Annotated in this window: 16 protein-coding genes; 11 read left to right on the top strand and 5 right to left on the bottom strand. The window is 64.9% G+C overall.

Features of this window, described 5'->3' with window-relative positions:
- Nucleotides 1-419 precede the first annotated feature (419 nt).
- Complete coding sequence (locus tag DK391_RS16675) at nucleotides 420-851, top strand: ankyrin repeat domain-containing protein (RefSeq protein ID WP_109479077.1); 432 nt, start codon at nucleotides 420-422, stop codon at nucleotides 849-851.
- Nucleotides 852-1,627: 776 nt separating this feature from the next.
- Here the strand turns inward: DK391_RS16675 and DK391_RS16670 are convergent.
- Both DK391_RS16670 and DK391_RS16665 read right to left on the bottom strand, forming a co-directional pair.
- A complete protein-coding gene (locus DK391_RS16670) occupies nucleotides 1,628-2,356 on the bottom strand; it encodes a hypothetical protein (protein ID WP_109479076.1) in 729 nt (242 codons plus the stop codon).
- Nucleotides 2,356-3,387 carry an HNH endonuclease gene (locus tag DK391_RS16665; RefSeq protein ID WP_109479075.1) on the bottom strand — a complete coding sequence of 344 codons (1,032 nt, stop codon included), beginning with the start codon at nucleotides 3,385-3,387 and terminating at the stop codon, nucleotides 2,356-2,358. Before DK391_RS16665 ends, DK391_RS16670 begins: the two co-directional genes overlap by 1 nt.
- Nucleotides 3,388-4,479: 1,092 nt before the next feature.
- Between DK391_RS16665 and DK391_RS16660 the strand changes: the two genes are divergently transcribed.
- The 4 genes from DK391_RS16660 to mobF all read left to right on the top strand — a co-directional run bounded on the left by DK391_RS16660 (nucleotide 4,480) and on the right by mobF (nucleotide 12,167).
- Complete coding sequence (locus tag DK391_RS16660; RefSeq protein ID WP_109479074.1) at nucleotides 4,480-5,070, top strand: hypothetical protein; 591 nt, start codon at nucleotides 4,480-4,482, stop codon at nucleotides 5,068-5,070.
- 25 nt (nucleotides 5,071-5,095) lie between these two features.
- Nucleotides 5,096-5,431 (top strand): hypothetical protein, encoded by a 336-nt coding sequence (locus tag DK391_RS16655; RefSeq protein WP_109479073.1) that lies wholly within the window; start codon nucleotides 5,096-5,098, stop codon nucleotides 5,429-5,431.
- 293 nt (nucleotides 5,432-5,724) lie between these two features.
- The gene (locus DK391_RS16650; protein ID WP_109479072.1) at nucleotides 5,725-8,403 is read left to right on the top strand and encodes a type IV secretion system DNA-binding domain-containing protein; all 2,679 of its coding nucleotides are present in this window, start codon (nucleotides 5,725-5,727) and stop codon (nucleotides 8,401-8,403) included.
- Between the two features lie 107 nt (nucleotides 8,404-8,510).
- On the top strand, nucleotides 8,511-12,167 hold the full coding sequence (gene mobF / locus DK391_RS16645; protein WP_109479071.1) for a MobF family relaxase: 3,657 nt from the start codon (nucleotides 8,511-8,513) through the stop codon (nucleotides 12,165-12,167).
- A 60-nt stretch (nucleotides 12,168-12,227) separates the two neighbouring features.
- On the opposite strand, the gene DK391_RS16640 is transcribed toward mobF, so the two are convergent.
- Both DK391_RS16640 and DK391_RS16635 read right to left on the bottom strand, forming a co-directional pair.
- Nucleotides 12,228-12,668: a hypothetical protein gene (locus DK391_RS16640; RefSeq protein WP_109479070.1), complete on the bottom strand. Its 441-nt coding sequence runs from the start codon at nucleotides 12,666-12,668 to the stop codon at nucleotides 12,228-12,230.
- Nucleotides 12,669-12,678: 10 nt separating this feature from the next.
- Complete coding sequence (locus tag DK391_RS16635; protein WP_109479069.1) at nucleotides 12,679-13,500, bottom strand: cobyrinic acid a,c-diamide synthase; 822 nt, start codon at nucleotides 13,498-13,500, stop codon at nucleotides 12,679-12,681.
- Nucleotides 13,501-14,081: 581 nt separating this feature from the next.
- Between DK391_RS16635 and DK391_RS16630 the strand changes: the two genes are divergently transcribed.
- Nucleotides 14,082-14,597, top strand: a complete 516-nt coding sequence (locus DK391_RS16630) for a hypothetical protein (protein WP_109479068.1) — start codon at nucleotides 14,082-14,084, stop codon at nucleotides 14,595-14,597.
- Between the two features lie 69 nt (nucleotides 14,598-14,666).
- On the opposite strand, the gene DK391_RS16625 is transcribed toward DK391_RS16630, so the two are convergent.
- Nucleotides 14,667-15,275: a plasmid partition protein ParG gene (locus tag DK391_RS16625; RefSeq protein ID WP_109479067.1), complete on the bottom strand. Its 609-nt coding sequence runs from the start codon at nucleotides 15,273-15,275 to the stop codon at nucleotides 14,667-14,669.
- Between the two features lie 346 nt (nucleotides 15,276-15,621).
- Between DK391_RS16625 and DK391_RS16620 the strand changes: the two genes are divergently transcribed.
- The 5 genes from DK391_RS16620 to DK391_RS16600 all read left to right on the top strand — a co-directional run bounded on the left by DK391_RS16620 (nucleotide 15,622) and on the right by DK391_RS16600 (nucleotide 18,521).
- The gene (locus DK391_RS16620; RefSeq protein WP_239482854.1) at nucleotides 15,622-16,428 is read left to right on the top strand and encodes a hypothetical protein; all 807 of its coding nucleotides are present in this window, start codon (nucleotides 15,622-15,624) and stop codon (nucleotides 16,426-16,428) included.
- 68 nt (nucleotides 16,429-16,496) lie between these two features.
- Nucleotides 16,497-16,718, top strand: a complete 222-nt coding sequence (locus tag DK391_RS16615; RefSeq protein ID WP_109479065.1) for a hypothetical protein — start codon at nucleotides 16,497-16,499, stop codon at nucleotides 16,716-16,718.
- A 77-nt stretch (nucleotides 16,719-16,795) separates the two neighbouring features.
- A complete protein-coding gene (locus tag DK391_RS16610) occupies nucleotides 16,796-17,062 on the top strand; it encodes a hypothetical protein (protein ID WP_109479064.1) in 267 nt (88 codons plus the stop codon).
- Between the two features lie 590 nt (nucleotides 17,063-17,652).
- Nucleotides 17,653-18,153, top strand: a complete 501-nt coding sequence (locus tag DK391_RS16605) for a hypothetical protein (RefSeq protein WP_162600819.1) — start codon at nucleotides 17,653-17,655, stop codon at nucleotides 18,151-18,153.
- Between the two features lie 65 nt (nucleotides 18,154-18,218).
- The gene (locus DK391_RS16600) at nucleotides 18,219-18,521 is read left to right on the top strand and encodes a hypothetical protein (RefSeq protein ID WP_109479062.1); all 303 of its coding nucleotides are present in this window, start codon (nucleotides 18,219-18,221) and stop codon (nucleotides 18,519-18,521) included.
- Nucleotides 18,522-18,681 lie beyond the last annotated feature (160 nt).

Here is an 18,681-nt window from a genome sequence, read left to right as displayed (position 1 = left end):
CCCCCTGTTTAGATGCAAGCCGAAGCCCGCTTCCGAGATTCGAGTCCGTCTCGTGGGGTCGGAGATCTGAATAAGAGACAGCACCCAACCCCACCCTGGGTCGCTGACGCTCCGGGCACTTCACCCGCGCACGCCACCGGCGATCGAAGGCGGGCTCCACCCTCCAGGTGCGCTTCAACCTGACGCATCACGACCTCCACGGTCCGGGTCCAACCCGTCGTTCCGTACGTCCGTGCGACCCCTTCCATCCCTTCCATCGCTCAATCAGACCGCACTCAGGTGCTTCACACCCTGTTACAAAGTCGTGCAAAAAAAGTGAAAAATAATCGCACGAAGCTCTTGTGCGACCTCCGCTCTAGAGTCATATTGAATGTGTAGGCAGCGCAACACACCACCCCGCAGGCACCCGGAGCACCATCATGACGACCCTCACCTTCACCTCTTCGACGCTCAACGGCGACCCGCTGTTCATGGCTCTGGTGACCGGCAACTTCACTGAGATCTCCCGCCTGCTGAAAGCGAAGACCCGCACAGAACGTCGTGCGTTTCTCGCAAAGACCGACTACCTCGGCGACACCCCGCTGATCAACGCGTCGAAGAACGCCGGTTGGGCGGTGGTGCACGACCTGCTGAGCTACGGTGCGGACGTCAACGCACGCAATCGCGCCGGCCGCACCGCGCTGCACTACGCCATCGACCGTGCGACCGACGTGAACAAGGACCACGCCGTGCGCAACCTCATGGCTTGCAAAGCGGACATGACCATCGCCGACAACAACGGCATCACCGCAGGCGACCTGCTCGCGGCAAAGGGTTACGCCGCGCTCGCCACGCTGAAAGCAGCCGCGTAAGAACAACCCCGGCAGGGGAGGACAACGCCACGAGGCGTGGAGGAGGAGAACACCGCGCAGACGGTGACAAAAGCAGACCCGGCAATGACCGGGGAGCAACGAGGAGAAGGAGCATCGCGATCGACGGTGCAGCGTAGGAAGAACAAAACACCCAGCAGAACATCGACCGGGTGAAGGGGAGACCAGGAAGCGCTGCAAAGACCAGCGCGCGATGGAGACAAGGAAAAAGCGGGATCACACGATCCCGCTTTCCTTTTTTGGCGTCGTTCAGGGGTGGGCTGACACGACGACGAAGGATGGCAGGACGAGGACGGATCAGATGGGGCAAGCGAAGGTCAGCGGATCGAACACCGGTGACGAGCGCGAAGCAGCATTGGGTCAGGCATCGAAAAACAAAGATCGACCGAAAAACGGGATGACCGGGGTTATAGGGATCAGGCGATGGGCGGTGTGGCGTTGGAAGGGCTGGTCGAAATCACCGGGGAGGCAGCACCGCGGAGGGCGCGGTGGCTCAGCAGGAGACGGAGAACCCTCGTCGTCCCACTATCGCGTGGGCTCGCGGGGCTGCGCCCCGCACCCCCACGATACGGCTCTGGTCGGTCGGTTTGAAAAACAGGATCGTTTTGCTCGATCCCATGACCCACCACCCCGAAACTAGCGAACACGCAACCTGGGGCGCTGCGCTCCCAGGCGATCAACGGCAACAGCGCCGAAGGCATGATGCGAAGCGGGAACGGGGCAGGGAGAAGGACCCACCGCCCCGTTGGACACCCGGTTCAACCTCGGCAATACAAACGGCGGGACAGCGAACGCTTCGACCAGGGGCACGGGGCGCGGGTCTGCGCGTGGACCATCGGAACCCGGTAGCGCTCGTCGTCGTGGGGGAACTCGACGTCGCGCCATGAAAAGGCGGGCAAGATCGGAACAACGACGTACCCCATCTGCTCGAACCGCTCCGCAAGCTCGTCGATGTTCGACGGGTTCGACCGGTAGACACGGAACTTCCCCCACGCCTCACGGGTGCTGCTTTCGTCGCGGAACACCTCGCGTTGCGCCTGCAGTTCGGCGTGCGGCACCAGCCCCCGACGCACGTGGCGATTCAGCGTGCGAAACGCAATGGCTGCGCTGTGCTTCGCCTCCTTGCTCGTCGCCCGGGCATGCTGCTTCTCCAGCATCTTCACCCGGGCATCACGGTCCGCCTCGGTCATGGCGGAACCGGCAACGCAGAGCACCGACCAGTATTCGGACGGCACGGTGAAGTAGAACGCGCAAGTCGGACCGACCGGCGGCACCACTGGCTTACAGACTGGTGCGCCTTGAACAGAGGCGACCCGGCGTCGGGCGGGCAGCGGCGACGCGCGCACCACGTCGGCGGACACCCAATCCGGCACAAACACGTCCGAACGCCCCAGTTGCTGGTGAAGCAACGGGCGCAACCACCGGACGACGTGGGGATTCTCCGGGAGCGACAGGCGTTCGACGGTATGGGAGGTCTTGTTTCGCATCACACGACCTCCCGGAAGATGGCAGCAATGGACGCGCTCGCTTGCACAAACCCCTGACGGACCGGAGCAAGCGCGGCGCGCACCAGTTCGTCGCGCTCCATGTCGCGCTGCAACGGCAAAGCGTCTTTCGACCATTGGGCAACACGGCGAGCTTCTTGCTCCCAACGGCGACCCGGGAGCGTCACCCACCAGCGTTCCTGATGTTCCGCGTCCAGGGTCGGGCTGAACGGACGGTATGCGACCGCAGCCGGTCCGGTCAGGTCCACACGGCGCAGCAGGACGTTTTCCTCGATCAGCATCCACGCGGCGGCGTGAAAGGCATCGCGGGGCACCTCGACGACCAGCAGATGCTCCCCATCGTTCGACACCTTCCCACCGAACCCCATGCGCAGCGAGAGCGTCACCTCCCCGCTGCGTCCGGGTGAAACCGTCCGGGTGTCCCAGGCGAAGACGCCACCGGTCCGGAACACCCCAGCGAAGGTGACGAAGCGCGGGCTTTCCCAACGGCGGGCGAACACACGCTCAGCAGCACGCGTCCCCTTCACCGTCAGGGGCAGCACGTGGTTGTCGGCGTAGCGAAGGGCTTCGCGACGGTTCTTCGTCAGCGCTGCAGGCTGAACGGCTCGACCGAAGGAGAGCCAGTCCCGGTTCCCCTTTTCGGCGTAGCAGGTCGTACATGCCACCACCATGTTCTCGACGATCCGCGTTCCACCAGCGCTCTCCGGGATCAGGAAGTCGATGAACGCGCGACCAAGCTCAACGTCACCTTCTGACACCGGGCGGGCGCAATACATGCACGTCCCAGCGGTGTTGCTTTTCACGCGTGCGCGGACCCACCGCTTTTGCGGAACGCGGGGCACCACCGCGAGACGTGCGTTCACAGCAGCAAGGAAGGCTTCGCGCAACGACGGGACGGGTTCGACCTCCACCGGCTCGGGCTGCTCGACCTGGGCGTCGTCCTGCTCCTCCAGGTCGAACTCGTCGTACACGGGCACCCGACGCTGGGTCGGACGGGCGAAAACACTGGGCATGGCGTTCCTCCTTTTATCGTGGGGTGCATTGCACCCGATGCACCCACACTAGCAAACGGGAACCGCCGTGCAAGTTTTGAGGATGCAAATGTCATACGGCAAAAAGCACGGGACACCGGGGCGCGGAGCGTGGCGAGGCAGGACCAGGATGTACGTTCGACATTGATCTGTCATACGGTCAAACAACCCGGGAACCGGGAGCAGCAGCGCGCGGGCGCGCAGGGAGGGATGTACACCACCATGCTGGCGTCATACGGCAAAACGGGAGGAAGCGGCTCGCCAGGAGCGCTGGCGATGGGGGGGATGCGAAAACGGCGGAACGGCAACGGCGGTACACCGGGACGGGGGAAAGGCGGGCGTGTCCATTCGCCGGGGGCGCTGTACACGTACAGGCAACGGCGGGACCAGGCGCTGCGCGCTGGGGTGTTGCACCGGGCGCTGGGCGCGCGGGATTCGGTGCACCACGAACAACCACGGCGGGACCGGACCGCTGCGCGGTGGAGGGTGGCTCCATCGCTGACGCGCTCCGGCATGGCAACGGCACGCATCGACGGAGGACCCACCCGCTGCGCGAGCGAGGTCTACCGTCGATGCGCAAAGCAAGGGCGGACCAGCAAGGCGTAGAAGCGGGACCACCTGGCGCTGCGCGCGATGACAGCGTGGCTCCGCAAGCGTGCTCACCCGGTCAGTCCTGTCACTCCCGCAGAAGAGCTATGCGATCGTGAAACGGACAGGGGGACGCACCCGGTGGGATGCGAAAGACGGGGGGACTCGAAGCGAAAACCGAGGCTGTCGCTGGTGGTCGGATTTGCTCCCGTCGTCATCGGAAAAACTCGGATGTCGTCGAAAAGCGGAGCTATCCACCCCCCAGCAACCACAGACCTGTCCCACCGTTGGTGGTTTACGTCAGACCCCTGAAAAGCCGCCGCAAGCCTTGCCCCTCGCGGGGCGCGTCGTAAACGCGGCGTACAACAAAATCCACGTCAAAACCCTGCGCGCCCATGCTGGGCTTACCTTTCGGCGTAAACGCCGTTGACTTCTCGCCACCGTTTGCTACCAGTACAGGCATCACGACCGAATCAGGAGGAGACCATGGGCACCGTCCAACAGCAGGAGAAGCGAGACCAGGTAGGCGCACAGCGCTACACGAAGAGCGAGCAGGCGTTGCAGGAGGCACAGGCGAAGGCGGAAGGCTACGCCAGCGTCGATATTTGGCGACGCGACGTGACGATCAAGGCGTCGGAGTTCGGCAACATCGTGCGCGATGGGGTGCGCCCGGTGATCGAGCAGGCGCAGAACGGGATCGTCGATCTCGCACGCGAGGTCGCCAGCAGCAACCGGGCGATGCTAGACCAAGGGCTGATCGAGATCCGCGGCGCGGCACAGGCGAGCGTGAGCCCTGCCGCACTGGCGGAGGCGTTCGAACCGGTCCTCATCGCCATGGAGCGGCGCATGAGCGCACGCAACGAGGCGCAGATCAAGGAAGGGATCAACGCCATCCAGACGCTGGTGATGCAGAGGCTCGACGTCATCCGGGCATCCAGCGAAGCGTTGCGCGCCGACGTGTACAACTACGTGAGCGCGCTGGTGAACGGACCCGAAGCCCCCGCCGAAGAAACGCCGCCGCAGACCGTCAGCGACATTCACGCTCAGGCAGCACGTCGCGCTCAGCGTGGCGCCTGACCAAAAAAAGTTACGGAGACGAGCCATGAGCACAACGACGACCCGCACGGGTGAGGGCAACGCCGACGATCTCGGCTACGACGACCTCACACCGTTCCTGATGGACCTGGCGCGACGGATGGACGTGGACTCGCACCGCGCGGCGGGCGCGGTGGTCCCGATTCAGCAACCCGAGCCGGTGACGGTGGACGTTCCGGCGATCCCGCTCCGCGCGCTCGCACCAACGCCGGTTCGGCGTGTTCGCAAGCAGGACGACCGCCGGATGCGTTTCACCCTGGCGGTGAGCGGCACGGTGGACCCGCTTTCGCTCGGCATCCTCGTGCTGGCGATCGGGATTCTCACCGCCATGGTCATCGGCTGACACGTCCCTTCGGAAACCCCGCCTGGGCGGCGGGCACTTTCCCCGGAACCCCGCTCGCGCACCTCGCCGGGCTCCATCCTTCCGGGTCACAGGCGTCAGCGGGTCGCCCGGAGCCGAAGGCTCCCATCCGGTTGTGATCGGTTCCGGGGTTGGCACCCGCTCCACCGCATCACCCCTCCACCTCGTTTCGAGCAACGACCAGGTGCATCGCACTCTGATCCGTCCCCACCCGCTTGCGTAACGCCCTGGGCTTGCTACCGTGGATTCCCACAAACTGCGCCACCGAGGACATCATGGCCAGCCCCAAGCCTCCGAAGTATTTCGCCTTCGCTCCCCCCAAGAACCTCGACAACGACCAACCGTACTTCTTGTACGGCGTTCCCATGATCACGGCCGGGCTTGCCGGCGTGGCGACCTGGAGCGCGAGCATGGTCGGGCTCTGGCACCTGGCTGGCGACACGGGGTGGCTCGGCGGGACCAGCAACATGGGGCTTCTGGAACACTCGAAATACTGGTTCGAAGGGATGGCGGATCTCTGGCTGCGTCACAAGCATCCCTTCGCCGCGGATGTGGCGGCGTACCAGAACGCGCTGGACCTGATGCCCTGGATGCTCATCAAGGGTAAGGCGCTGATCAGCGCGATCCCGGCGGCTGGCGTTGCGCGATGGGTCGTGCGCAAGTTGACGAAGCGTCACGTCTACGAAGAGCAGGTCGGCGGCGTCCAGTTCATCACCGGACCCACTGCCCTCCCCGAGGCGGTGAAGGCAGTGGACAAGCTCAACGGTCGGACGGAGACCGACCGGCATCGTTGGTGGCGTGAACGCGGGCTCCCGCTTTCGGTGAAGGGGCTCGGTCGGAAGGGCTTGCTCACGATTCACCCCTTGCTCCCGGACTTCTGCGAGCGCGCGCTGTCCCGGTCGATGCTGATCTTGGGCAGCGCAGGTGCGGGGAAAACAGCAATGCTCGCGCACGCGTTCTATTCCGCAATGCGCGGCAAGCAGTTCCTCGTCGTGCTCGACGTCAAAGGTGACCTGACGTACGTGTTCCAGCAGATGGCAAAGCGCATGAAGCATGGGAAGAACCGCGTGGCGGTGATCTCGATGTTCTGCGACACCGACCACGGTTGGGATCTCGGACGCGATCACCGGTATGCGGCGGACGCTGACCAGCACGCGGAGCGCTGGGTGCTCGCGGGCGACGGCAACCCCATCTGGCACCAGGGCGGTCGGCTGGGCTTCGCGGTGATCGAGCTTTCGCTCATCAACGAGTACAACGCCGCGCTGAAAAAGCACGCGCTGCGGATGGCGGCGTGGGAGGCTCGCAAGGAGGAAGCGCGGCTGGCAGGTACGCCGTTCACGGAGAATGCTCCTCGGGCTCCGGTGCCGTGGCACGCAGGTCACCTGGCGTTTCGGCTCTCGACCTACGACCTCCCGAAGATCGTCGAACTGGCGAAAGCCTACGACCCGATCGCGGCTCAGGTCTACAAGAACTACGACACGAACACGGCGGTGCAGAGTTTCGAGACGACCTTCCGGGTCTTCTCGAAACCGCTCGTGAACATCGGCAACGCCTGGGGCGATGCGGCTCCCGGTCAGAAACCGCGCAAGCGGATTTCGCTGCTGGACTTCGTCAACGGCATGGGCGACAAGAACTACAAAGGTCCCCGTGTCCTGATCCTGCGCTCGAACGAGCGCTACAAGGAGATGTCCCGCGGGTACATCACGGCGATGCACGCCTTCCTCACGGAAGCGGTGCTGGCGCTCCCGGACAACCCCAGCGACGGGACGGGACGCAACCTGACCGTGTTCCTCGACGAGTTCGCAGCGCTTGGCAAGGGCATCAAGGACAGCATCGAGAGCGCGCTGGCCCGTGGTCGCTCGAAGGGCTACAAGCACATCATTGCGACGCAGACCGAGGCGGCGATGATCGAACTGTTCGGGGAGAACGGTTTGAAGTCGATCCTGGGCAACCTGGGGCTGCGCATCATCGGCATGGCGGCGAACAACCAGGACGCGAGCGAGATCGCGGCGACGTTTGGCACGAAGAAGATGCGGGTGAAGCGCCCGGACGACGACGAGCCGACGTTCCGCGACGAGCCGGTGCTCGAATCCAACTTCCTCTCGTCCTCGGACAACATGGGTCCACAGTCGAACGGGGTGAAGGCACTGCTCCCGCTCGGCGACAAACTTTTCCACCTGGAATGGCCCTTCGCATCGTCGGACAAGGTTCCCCGGGCGCCCTCCGACAAGGCACCGTACGAACTGGCGTCGTGGATGACCGGCGGCGAGACCGCACCGCTGTCGGATTACAACCCGTGGCCGGACGGGGACCCGGACGAGCAGGAACCGGAGGAGCCCGAGGAACCGACCGAACCGCCTCCTCCGGAAAGCGATGGGGTGAGCGGCGGTCCGTCCATCGTCGTCACCACCGTCGGCAACCCGGACAAGAAGGGCGTCAGCATCGACCCGGACAAGGCGGCACGGCTGCGCGAGGCACTGGCGCGCAACCCGCTCGCCCGGACCCGGACCGAGACCGCCACGATCGAGGCGGAGGCGCAGGCGGGGTCCCCGGAATACGAGCAGGCGGTCATCCAGGCGGTCGAGGACCAGCGTGCGGCGGAGCAGAACGGTGACTGGATCGATCCGGGCGAAGAGGACGAGGGCAACTCCATGCTGTTGAAGGTCGCCACCGACGCGGCGCTGGACGCCGTCGTCCCGGGCGCAAAGTTTGTGCTCGATGCGCTGGAAGTTGCCGAAGGCTTGCAGGGTCCGACGCAAAAGATCGAGACGCGCATCGACAGCGTTGGCGACGTGCGCACGGTCGCGGTCACGCCGCCGACGGTGACCCAGGAGGTCGTTGTCCCGGAAAAGACCCCCCGACAAATGCAGGAGGAGCAGGACCGCGAGCGCGACCGGATCCTCCGGATGCGGCCGGGCGTTGCGTTTCGTCCCGGGCAAGGGCTGGAACGTTGACCCACCGCTTGGGTTTGCTAGTTTGGTAGGACGATGAGCCGCTGGACGCGGTGCTGTGTCGAACACATGGGTGCAAAACACCCTACTCTATAGAGGAGACCAAGACCATGTTGACCGTGCAACCGCTCAACCCGAAGGGTGAGAACAAGAACGGGATGTCCGCCCGTCAGTATTTCGAGGCGGTGGAGTACCACCGGGACGCGCTCACCGGCGTGATGTATGCCCCAACCGCCTGGATGGGCAAGGGGGCTGAAGCGCTGGGGCTGAAAGGCACCGTCAACTTCAACGACTTCGAAAAGCTCTTCGACGGGTTCAACCCGATGTCGGGCACCGCGCTCACGCAGAACGCGGGTCGTGACGATCGCCGTCCGGGATGGGATCTGACCTTCTCGATGGAGAAGTCCCTGTCGGTGGTCTACGCTGATCCCACCACGTCGCCAGAGGACAAGGAGCGCATTCTGGCCATCCACGATGCGGCAGTCGAGTTGGCGCTCAAACACCTTGAGACCTTGGTGGAGGTCAAGCTCGGGGCGGGCGGTCATCAGCGCCGCGGCGATGTGAGCCTCGTGTTCAGCCGCATCCGCCATGCGACCTCGCGTGAGGGGGATCCGGACGTGCACTCGCACTGTGTTCTTCATAACATCGGCATGACCGTGGATCCGGACGGCACGATTCACTGGAACAGCATCGACGCAGCGGTGCTCAAGGAGAACGAGCGCGGGCTCGGTGCGTTTTACCGCGCGGCGGTGCAATGGGGCATGCAGCAGACCAGCGATCTGAAAATCGACCGGGTCCGCGAACTCGACGACGAGGGATACGAGACGGGGGAGGTCTACTACCGTATCGCTGGTGTCGGGGAGTTTGCACGCGACAAGTTCAGCAAGCGCACCGAACAGATCGAGGAGTACATGCTGGACAACGCCGGGGTAGGTCGGCAGGCGGCAAACCTCGCCACGCGCAAGGCGAAGGACGAACTGAGCTTCCCCGACCAGGAGATCGCGTGGGCGAAGGAGTTCGAGGAACTGCGCGACAAGTTCCCGAATATGTACCAGAGCCGTGCAGAACTGAGCAACGCCAAGTCCAACATGACCGAGCCCGGGAACCAGCCTCGCAGCGATGAGGAAATCCTGGACGCATGCCTGGAGATGGAGAGCTTCTTCACCCATGGCGAACTGCTGCGTCAGGTGTCGCAAGAGTACGGTGGCATCAAGTCGCCGGAGGAGATCATCGCGCACACGAACCAGATCATCGCGTCCGGGCAGGTGCTCTACTACGGTCGGGACGATCACCAACAGCACCGGTTCAGCACCGAGAAGATGCGGCTCGCCGAAGAGGCGATCGGCAAGGCAGCGCTCGCGCGTGCGGGCGACACGAGCGTGCGCATCGACGCGTCGTACCTCGACGCGGCGCTGGAACGCTTCGTGAAGGAAAAGGGTTACCGTCCGTCCGAGGAACAGTTGGAGGCGGCGCGCTACCTCGCCTGCGAAAGCGGTGGCGTGGCGGTGTGCAGTGGCTACGCGGGCGCAGGAAAGACCTCGGGCATGCTGTTGACGAAGATGGCTCTCGAGGACGCGGGAAAAACGCTGCTCGGGGTAAGCACCGCCTGGGCGGCTTCCAACAAGCTCGCGCAGGACGTGGGCATCGAATCGGTGTCGAGCATGGCGATCATCCGTGACCTGGACAATGGGAAGCTCAGCCTGACCAAAGACCACGTCGTCGTGTTCGACGAGGGGGGTATGGCAGGAATGCACCTCGCGCAGATCCAGAAGTACGTGGATGCCGCGGGTGCAAAGCTCATCGTCTTGGGCGACTGCCGGCAACTGGTGCCGGTCACCGCTTCGAATCCGATGCGCTTGATCGTTGATGCGATCGGCGATGCGAAGCTCACCGAGATCATGCGCCAGAAGCAGCAGAAGAACCGCGACCTCGCCGGAACCTGGTACGGTTTGCAGAACGCGGACGGTAAGCCCGACGGTCAGCAGATCATGAAGGAGATGGTCGCGAACGACCACATTCGGACCGCCGAGAACGACAGGGACGCAATGCGTGACCTGGTGAAAGCGTACTTCGCCGACGAACGCGCGGTCGAGCAGAAGCTCGTGCTCGGGGGCACCCGCGCGGAAGTGGCAGGGCTCAACCATCAGATCCGCGCCGGCTACAAGGCGAACGGACTCCTCGAGGGCGAGGACCACAGCGTGCGCGCGATCGTGGACGGTAAGTTCCGCAACCTCGACCTCGCGGTCAACGACCGGATCCGTTTCAGCCGGCGTAACGACGACCTGAAGGTGGTGAACGGGGACGGGGGCGTCATCACCGGCATCACGGCGAACGAGGACGGCACCGGGCACTTGCTCAACGTGCGCCTCGTGTCCGAGATCGAAGATCGCAACGGGCGCGAACTCGTCGTGGACACGACGGAGTTCAAGTCGTTCTCGTACAACTACGCGATGACCACGCACAAATCCCAGGGGCAAGGGGTGGATAGCGTCTACGCCTTCATCGGCGAGCGCGGTGCAACCATGGTCAACAACAACATGGCGATGGTCTCGTACACCCGACACAAGGTGGACTACAAGATGTTCGCGGCCGACGCAACCATCCATGGTTACGTTGACGAGCATGGCGCGCGACACGGCGGGCTGTCGAAGCAGTTTGAGGAGATCAACGTGAAGTTGACCACTCAGGACGTGGCGATCGTTGCGGAAAAGCCGGTGTTCGCAGAATCGGAACCCGTGGACCTGCGTTCTTACACGGAACGGCTGGATGACGCCCGTCGCAACGCGATCGACCAGGCGCGTGAGGTCGAACTCCAGTCCCGGCAGGAGCGGGACGCGGACCGCGAGGCGATGGAGCGCGCGTTGCGCTCCGCGATCGGGGAGCACGACGCGACGAAGACGCAGGTCAGCGCGTTCATGAAGAACCTGCCGGCGGTCATCGAGCGTCAGGCTCAACGCCTGGCACCCATCGAAGGACGGGGCGAACCGATCCGCAGGTTCATCCAGGACGTGGAAGAGTGGCATGCGGCGATCGAGAAGATCGACCAGGAGCGGGGCGGCGTGCAGTTCGCGAACCAGCAGGAGAACGAGGACCCGGCGAAGATCCTCCGCGTGCCCGATCCGAAGGATCCGGCGCGTCCGCGGTTTGCGACCCAACTCCCTCCGAAGGCGGAACCGACCGCAGCGGTGGTCGAGGTCATCGCGCGCGCGGAAGCGGAGGCGCCCCCGCCCGTGGTGACGCTCGAAGGCACGGTGGTGAAGCACATGCGGGCAACCGAGGAATGGCACGCAGCGATCGACCAGATCGACCGCGAACGTGGCGGGGCGCAGTTCGCAAACCGTCAGGTGCAAGAGGACCCGGCGCTGGTCCGTCGCGTTCCCGATCCGAAAGATCCGCCGCGGCCGGTCATCGGTGAGTGGACCCCCGGTCAGGAACGGACGGCGGACACGACGGAGCCGGTGAACGGAGCACGGGCGCCCCGGGCAACGCAAGCGAAGGTGGACTACCTGCACCAGGGCAAGGCTGCGGAGAGCGTGTTCGACCTTCCGCAGGCGGTCGGCACCGAGGTGGTGGTGCACCCGGTGCGCAAGCTCCCGCTCCCGGTCGTCGCACGGGTGAAGGCGGAAGCGGCGCCGACCCCGGCACCGACCACCGCGCTGGAAAAGGACCAGAAGCTCGAAGGTCCGACCCTCACGAAGCCCGATCCGAACGGGCAGGGTCCCAAGCCGGGCGGTCCGACGCTGAAACGGCAGCGTCATTCCATGTAAAGCAAAACGCCCGGGCAACCGGGCGTTTTCTCGGGTTCCATGCTTCGAGGGGGTGACGCGTCACCCATCGCGTCCGTCCGCGTCCGCATGACGGGCGATGTAATGCCGCACCAGTGCGCGCGTCACGTCCGACATGGCAGCACCCACCTCGACGGCTTTCAACTTCTGAGCGTGCAGGTCGGCCGGCGACCGGTTCAGGATGATCCGGTCCAACGGTCCGTCCGCGTCGGTCGGTGCGACCTTGGGCACGTCGAGCGCGAGGCGACCGGCGGTCCAGTCGTCGAGGAGCAGGTTCATGACGGCTTGCTTCGTCGTGTGCGCCATGGCGCACGCGAGGGTGAAGGCGGATTTCTCCTCGACCGTGACCCACACGTGGTGACGTTTGCGGGTCAACTGCGCAGGTGACGGCTTGCGCTTCGGACCCGGTCGTTCGACGAGCGCCACCGGCTCGACGGCGACCGGTGCGCGGCGCACGGGGCGTGAAAACTTCAACGTCGCCATCGTGCACCCCTCACGCTGCGTGAAGCGACGACACGCTCGGCGGCACGAAGCGCGGAATCACCGGGAGATCGTCCACCGGCTTGCCGGGCTTCAGCGCATCACCCGCCGACGGCTGCACCGCAACCGGATGAAGCAGCGCGCGGACTTCCCGGGTCAGGCTGGCGATCTCCTCCTGAGCGGCGGTGTCGCGCAACTGGAAGACCGTGCGACCACGGGCGGCGGCTTCGGCGTACGCTTTCCGGCGACCGATCACCGTGTCAAGGATGGGCAGCCCCACGACCTCTGCCAGTTCCTGGCGCGCTGCGGCAACGAGTTGGCTGCGCGGTGCGGCTTGCGTGATCAGCAGGGCGGCTTGCAGCGCTCCACCCGTCACGGTCTGACGGTGGCGGATCATGGTGGCGAACTGTTCCAGCGCCCACGTGTCGAGCGCACTCGCCTGCACCGGGATGATGACGAGATCCGCGAGCAGCACGGCGGACGTCATGGCGGGGTTCTTTTCCGCAGCCATGCCGGCGGTGTCGATCACCAGTTGGTCCGTCGGTGCGTTCATCGCAGCGACGACCTTGTCCACGTTCGGACGCGGGCTGGCGAGAACCGGGAAACCGAGGAGACCTTCGGCGCAGGCGTCCGACCAGACGGCGGCGCTCATCTGCGGGTCGGTGTCGAGCAACGCGGTCACAGGGGCGTGATCGGTGGAGAGCGGAACCTTGGCGTGTGCGTCGAGCATCCCGGCGGGGATGTCCACGGCGTGGTGCAGACCGTACGCGAGGTGGAGGCTGGTGGTGCTCTTGCCAGTGCCGCCCTTCGGGCAGGCGATGACGATCGTCTTCATGTGGTGCTCCGTTTGTTGGTCGCTGCGTTCGTTGTTCGTTGGCCCTGGCTGGGTGTTTCGTTCCCCAGCAGGTGGTGCAGGACGGATGTAACCGTACTTCAGACGACGTCGTCAACAGTTGCTTTTGCACCTGGTGTGACGTTGGTGAAAAAACATCAACAACCGGAGAGGCTTGAGGGGCGTGGGTTTCAGCGGTGCGACGTCCTTGCGGCAAACACCCCGGAAGCGAAGGGCACGCACCCGCGGACGCCACCGGCGATGGACGGCGGGCTCAGGTCGGGGCGGACACGCTCGACCCGGCACCGAAGGATCGGCGCGGGAGCGGGGTGCCCGGGCGCTTGCGCCCCGTTGCTTTTGACGTTGGCTCGCGCTCCGGGCGCCCCCATCCTCGATCCCGGTGCACCACCCCACGGGCGCTCTCACGTACGTACACACGTGGCGCACGCACGGGCGCATCACGATGCACCCAGCGTCGGGCGTTGTGGTGCGAAACCGGCGACGGGTCGCAAAAATATAGCGCTTGAGTTTTCCTGGGCGTCTGCCAGTCTAGAGATCAACGCAACCCGACCGAGGAGATCACGATGTCACGCTTCAACCTGTCGCTCGTGTTCGAGCAACCGAGCGCAACGCAACTGAACCCGCTGGCGAAGGACCTGAACGGCTGGACCGTCGAGGACTGGTTCAACGACGGCTTCATGGGATGGGACCCGGAAAACTGCACCTTTTTCCTGCACCTCGAAACCACCGTGTCCACGGACGGCGAGGACAGTGCGGACGTGCTCGCCTGGAACTTCGGTCAGCACGGCGGCGACCTGAAGACCCCGTTCGAGGTGCAGGCGATCCTGGGCGCGCTCTTCAACGTGGACGCAGCCGTAGCGTTCCCGTTCAAGTCGGGCATGGTTCTGCGGCTGGTGGACGAACGGGACCGGGTGTTCGAGGACGACCCGGCGGTGGTGAACGCTCTGCGGGCGATCGACGAGCGGTTCGCTCTGGCGCGCAGCACGCCGGCACCGTCGCCCGCATGGATGAACTGGCTCAACGTTCACGCGAAGGCGGGCGTGAAGGCGTCCGAGCGGTTCGTGGAGCCCACCGCATGAGGCGCGGTGGGATGGTGAAGCAGGAACGAACGTGGGTGCTGCGGCACCCACGTTTCGCTTCAGGCGGTGTCAAACGTAGTTCTTGTAGTGCGCGGTCCAGTCGTTCACCAGGGCACCGAGCACTTGCGTGACCGTCAGACCACGTTCGGCGCACTCGGCTTTGAACTTGCGCTGCAACACGGTCGGGATGTCCACGCTGATACGAGCGAGGTCATCACCGACGACCCCGGAGCGACGGGGGCTTTCCGCGACCTTCCCAAGGTCCACCTTCCCTTTCAGCCACGCGTGGACCTGCTGGGTCAGGACGATCGCTTGCGTGCTGTACGCGGCTTTGACGCGCTGCTCGAACCGCTCCTTCACCTTCGCCATGACGAACCCGTGGACACGGGTTTCCGGCTCGCGGTTCACGGCGGGCGCCAGGCTGGGCGTTACGAACGGCTCGGGCTTGAACCCGCGTTGATACCAGCCCTCGTTCAACGAGACGGTCTTTGACGCACCGCTGGTCGCCGGCACCTTGGGCGCTGCGGCTTTCTTGGCGGGCGCGACTTTCTTCGCAGCAGGCGCTGCTGCTTTTTTCACAGGTGCGGCTTTTTTTGCCGGCACCTTCTTCGCCGGTGCGGCTTTCTTCGCCACCGGTTTGACCGCCTTGGCGGTCGTGGTCTTCTTCGTCGCGGCCATGCGGCTCTCCTGGTTCGAATGGCGTAAGCCTCTCAAGATTCGAGGACGCTGTAAAGCACTTTCAACCAAGGTCAGGTGCAACGCCACCCCGAGGCTCGATGCTCCCGCGTGCGTTCGATCTCCAGCCCTTCGTCGTCGTGCGTCCGTGGGCCGCCTTTCCCGACGCATAGCCCAACCCATCACGTTCTGGCCAAGGGTGCGTTTCACCCCGTCCCATCACCCGTTCCCGTCCCTTGCGGTCCGCGCGTGCGGCTTCCGTCCGGTCCCTTGTCCCGTTCCGGGCAGGGCTCTGTATGCGTCAGGCGGCTCCACCGGACACATCTTCAACGACGAAAGGACGACGATCATGACCTCGAACGCACAGCACCTCACCCAAAGCGCAACGGCCCTGGCCCACCACCGGACACATGTTGGTCAAGCGCAAGCAACCCTCCGGCACAACCGCGTGGACGACGGTGACATCGAAGAATGGGTGATCGACGGACGTACCTACCGCGTTCGCATCAACGTGCAGGACGACATCGACCACGGCGCACCCTGGGAGGAGCACGACGGGCACGGTCCCGTGAGCGACTGGACCACCCGCGACAAGCGACCGGGCGAGCGCGTGTTGAGCAGCGATCGGGGGATCAAGCGCTTCTACGACGTGCAGGAGGCGAATCGCATCGCAGAGCAAGACGGCTGGGGGCTGACCGAGGAGCACAAGGCAGCACTGCTCCAGCGTCTGGCGAAGCCCCGCGTCGTCCGTCGTCCGGTGGGCAAGGCGACCGTGACGCACCGCTACGGCGGGTTGATGCAGGAGTTTCATCGTTCGACCGAGACCGTGACCATTCCCGGCCGCGACCCGAACAAACCATTGACGTCGGGCGAGATCCGCGCAGAAGCGGTGCGTCGCGATTTTGAGAACCTGCGTGGCTGGGCGAACGACCAGTGGCACTACGTCGGGGTGATCGTCACCCTGCTCGGCGAGGACGAGGACCAGGACGACCAGGTAGCGACGGACTACGGGCACGCCTTGTGGGGCATCGAAGACACCGACCCGGCTTACATCCGCACGACCGCGGACGAACTGATCGACGACGTGGTCCGTGAGGCACACAACGAGTACCTCGAGGCGCAGCACTGGGCGGCGCGCGACGTCACCACCCACTAACCATCTCGCAGCATCTCGGCGCCCCGCTCCAGCGGGGTGCAACACCACCCAACATCAGGAGAAGGACCATGGCACGCACGAACGCTCGCACCACCCGCACCCAGGCGATGCTCGACGACTTCCGCGGTTCCGCTTCGGAAGCACAAATGCTCGCGGGCGTGCTGACGATGGCGCACAAATGGCCGGACGCGGACCGTCTCCGGTTCTACAGGACGGTGGACACGACCTTGATCGCGAAGCGACTGGTCGAACTGAACCAGCACGCGATTCGGGAGGACCCCGGCGCCTAACCCTTCCCCATTCACACCACCTTCCAGCGCCCCGCTCCCGTCGGGGTGCATCGTCACCCCACCTCAGGAGAACGACCATGGCACGCAAGACCGCGCGCACGGCCCGGACGCAAACGTTGATCAACGGCTTCCGGGGCAACGACCACGAGTTTTCGATGCTGAAAGGCGTGTTGTGCATGGCGCACGACTGGAGCTACGCCGACACCCAGAGGCTCGCAGCCTTGATCGACACGTCGCTCATCGCTCAGCGCATGGACGACATCAACAACGAGGCGCGCGCCCGGATGCGGGCGGAACTCGATGCGATGAAGCAGGGCGAGCAGAACGGTCCGCAAGGCGCGTGACCCGGGCGCCCCGCATCGGCGGGGTGCGCCACCACCCAGCACACATTGACCACGGAACGGCGCGGGCAGGCGATTCGGACCTGGATCGCTATCGACGCCACGTCGGTGCTGCATACGCTCAACCGTCCGGAACCCGCGGGGTACAGCACCGATCCCCGGATCGGGAAAACGTCGCTCGAACCGTCCGGGACAAACGGTCGCTCCGAGCGGGGTGATGGAGCACCCAGCGGGCGCTCCAGACAGCAGCGGCAACACCGCTCGACCGTCACACGTCCGAGCATCGACGGGCGGCCACGGCCCGTCGGCGGTGGTGCCAGACGTGGCGATGCGATCCCTGGCTCAGTGGGGTGAAACCGTTCGTTGCTCGGCGGTCCGCCTTTTGACCGACGCATAGGCCAGACCGTCCACCAGGTATGGCAAGGGTGCTTCGCAGTGTGAACACCTTGATCCTCTCCCGTTCCCCTCTCTGCGTTCGGCGCATGCGGCATCCGGTCATGCCCTGGCCATGGTGTCCGTTCCGTCCTCGTTATGCGTCAAGGCGGCTCCGACGAGCAAACGAACTTCACCCACCACTGAGAAGGAGAAACACCATGGCTCACATCACCGACACCACCGCTTCCAGCGCACAAGCCAAACCGCGTCGTTCCCCGCGCTCCAAGGCTTCCCTCGAGCAAGTTTCAGGCAACACCGTCAACCCCACGTCCAAGGAGGACAACGCCATGACGACCGCTACCAACGCAGCAGATGCAACCTTCGCCGACGTCGCGGACGCGACCGCAGGCACGGCACCGACGGGCAACGCTCCGGAAAAGGCTCCGGAAGCACCGAAGGCGAACGCGACCGACGGCTACATCAAGGTCCGGGTGTTCGTCCTGGCGACGACCCAAGAGGGCACGCCGGAGTTCTTCACCGCGATCGTCGGCACGACCGCCGAGGAAGTCGCGGCCAAGAAGCACCACGGCAAGGCCGCACGCAAGGCGGCGAACGAGGGCTACAGATGGCCGATGACCGTCTTTGACGAAAGCTCGACGGCCGCTCGCCAACTCGAAGTCATGGCAGGTCGCCAACGCGATGCGATGAATCGCGCGTAAGGCTTCCCCGGCGGGGTGCAACGCCACCCCGCTGGACCATCCACCTGACCCGAACGGAGAACGCCATGAATCACCCGACCCACCTCGTGAAGCGCTACGCCCCGACAGACAGCGTCGCCCATGTCATGCGCCGCACCGGTTGCAGCGAGCAGGACGCCGTCGCAGAACTGATCGCCGAGGAAGGCGACATCGGGGACGCGGTGCTGCACATCAACGGCGTGGCGAAGGACGACCAGCGCCTGCTTCCGCGCGCGGACTGGCAAACGCAGGCGCGCGGAACGAACGACCAGGAGTATCGGATCTACGCTGACAACGCGGAGGCGCTGGGCTGGAAGGTCAAGTCGTACGAGGAATGGCTCGCGAGCTAACCAGCAGGGACCGGCACACGCCGGTCCAAATCGCGTCCCCGCACGCTACGGTTTGACGGGGACGGTCCGCTCGCCCACCCCGGCGATGATGGGCTGGTCGAGCGGGAACGCTGGGGGACGCTGCACCCAGCGCGTTGAACACCAAAAGGCTGGGCGGCTG

Origin of the sequence: Paraburkholderia sp. C35 (assembly GCF_003121405.1) — a bacterium.
Lineage (GTDB): Bacteria > Pseudomonadota > Gammaproteobacteria > Burkholderiales > Burkholderiaceae > Paraburkholderia.
This window is presented reverse-complemented; position numbering and strand designations above follow the sequence as displayed.